The organism is Streptomyces phytophilus (assembly GCF_013870535.1).
GTDB classification, from domain to species: domain Bacteria; phylum Actinomycetota; class Actinomycetes; order Streptomycetales; family Streptomycetaceae; genus Streptomyces; species Streptomyces phytophilus.
The window spans coordinates 1-2,252 of record NZ_JACBXC010001003.1 but is presented as its reverse complement, the minus strand read 5'-3'; the positions used below and the strand labels follow the sequence as shown (position 1 = coordinate 2,252).

The 2,252-nt window shown below is 74.6% G+C and carries 2 protein-coding genes; one reads left to right on the top strand and one right to left on the bottom strand.

What is annotated here, in order from left to right:
* On the bottom strand, positions 1-1,217 hold a 1,217-nt coding region (locus tag H5J30_RS37545; RefSeq protein ID WP_181790128.1), incomplete at its 3' end, for a hypothetical protein.
* A gap of 380 nt (positions 1,218-1,597) precedes the next feature.
* On the opposite strand from H5J30_RS37545, the gene H5J30_RS28285 reads away from it, so the two are divergent.
* The coding region (locus tag H5J30_RS28285; RefSeq protein WP_181790127.1) for an ABC transporter permease at positions 1,598-2,252 on the top strand (655 nt) is incomplete at its 3' end.

Genomic DNA, 2,252 nt, shown 5'->3' with positions numbered 1-2,252 from the left:
CGTACCTCGCAGGACAGATGCCGGAAGGCGTACGGGCCCTCGGGCGCGGCATGGTCCCCGAAGTGGCGGGCGGCGGCCGCGGCGGGGTAGCGGGTGACGGAGACGGCGTGTCCGTCCGCGGCGCCGCTCACCGCGGTCCGTACGACGTCGGCCGCATCGGCCGGGGGCAGGTCGCGGGGCTCGGCGCGCGGAGGGGGGAAGGCGGGCGGCCGCGGTGGCTCGCCGGCGGGTTCCGGCAGGTGGAGCAGGCGGTAGAGCGCGCTTCGCAGCAGGGCCTGCGACTGCCCGGGGGCGGGGAACGCCTGCGCCGCCACGCTCGCGCTCTTCTCGGTGTCCTGCTCCCCGACGGCCCGGTCGATCTGCGCGCGCAGGGGACGGGAGGCGTCGAGCCGTACGGCGGTGCGGCCCAGCTCCGCCATGGGCGTACCGGGGACCACCTCGTCGCCGAACGCAGCCTGCAGTACGGGGATGCCGAGGGCGGCGGCGTAGAAGGTGACGGAGCCGTGGTCGCCGACGACGGCGTCGGCGGCGAGGAGCGTCGCCTGCCAGCCCTGGGCGGGCGGGATGAGGAGCAGCCCGGCCTCGCGGGCTGCCGTGAGCACGGTGCGCGGGTGCCAGGAGCCGTGGGCGGAGCGCACGTTGGGGTGGGTGACGAGGGCGACGCGGTGGGTGTCGGCGGGCAGGTCCGCGAGCAGCCGCAGCGGCAGCTCCGGATCCTGCCCGAGGAGCGACTGCGGCCCCCAGGTGCTGCTGACGACGACGAGCCGGCCGTCCGCGGGCACGCCGAGGGCGGCGCGGTACTCGTCGCGGAGCGTGCCGGAGGCGAGGAGGCGGTCGTAGCAGGGGTCGCCGGCGTGGACGACGCGGGCGGCGGCGCGCGGGGCGTGCGCGAGAAGGGTGTCCGCCTGCCCGGGGTACGACACCGCGTACCACGCGCGCTCCTGCTGGAGCAGGGCGGCCGGGACCACCCCGGCGAGCCGCTGCCCGGAGCCGCGGGAGTCGGGCACGAACTTGTGGAAGCCCACGCCGTGGGGGAGCACGAGGACGGGGCCGCGGGTGCGGCTGAGGTCCGCGTTCTCGCTGGCGGTGACGATGGCGTGGTAGTCCAGCCCGGGGAGTTCGTCCCAGGGGACGGTGCGGGCGTCGGCCGTGGCCAGCAGCTCGCGTACGCCGTGGTGGAAGGCGGAGGTGGGGTCGAGGGCGAAGACGACGTCCACGCGCGGGTCGTCGCGGAGGAGGGAGGGCAGGGTCTCAAGCAGGCGGACGGTGGAGGTGACCGTGCGCGCTACGGCGACGAGGGTGCGGTCGGCAGGAAGCGTGCGCCAGCGGTTCGCGGTTCGCGGTTCGCGGTTCGCGGTTCGCGGTTCGCGGTTCGCGGTTCGCGGTTCGCGGTTCGCGGTTCGCGGTTCGCGGTTCGCGGTTCGCGGTTCGCGGTTCGCGGGATTTTTCCGTATCGCTACCTATGTCAACCCCCGGGCGATAGTTTCTTCCCTCCCAGCTCTGCGGCAACCGTAGCCTCAGCCTCCGATGTCAGTAACCCGCGTTACTCTTCGGAGTCGTACCAACTCGCCGAGGCGCGCAGGGGGAGGGGTCTGAGATGACTGCCACCGCCGTACTCCGCTCCGAGTGGATCAAGATCACGACGCTGCGCGGCACCGTGTGGTCGCTGGCGTGCGTGCTGCTCGTCACCGCCGGCTTCGGGATCCTCGCCAGCGCCGCCCTCGGCGGCGCCGAGACCGTCGACGGCGACTTCGACCCGCTGTTCTCCGTCCTCACCGGGGTGGGCCCCGGCCAGATCGCCGCGATCGTCTTCGGCACGCTCGCGGTGTCGTCCGAGTACCAGAGCGGGCTGATCCGCGCCACGCTGGCCGCCGTGCCGCGGCGCGGGCTGCTCTACGCGGCCAAGCTCGCCCACGTCGGCGGGCTCACGTTCGCCGTCGCGCTGCCCACGACGCTGCTGTCGTTCCTGGTCGGCGGCGCGGCGCTCGGCGACCGGGCCCTGGGCCCGGGCGACGACGGCGCGCTGCTCGGCGTCGTGGGTGGCGCCGTCTACCTCACGCTCATGGCGCTGCTCGCCGCGGGGCTCGCCGCCGTGCTGCGCAGCGGTATCGCCGTACTCGGCATTCTGATCCCGTTCGTGCTGGTGGTGTCGATGGTGCTCGGCGTCGGGTCGTCGGCGGGGGTGGCGGACTACCTGCCGGACCGCGCCGGGCAGCAGGTGCTCTTCGCCGACTCGCCGACGGACCTCTCCC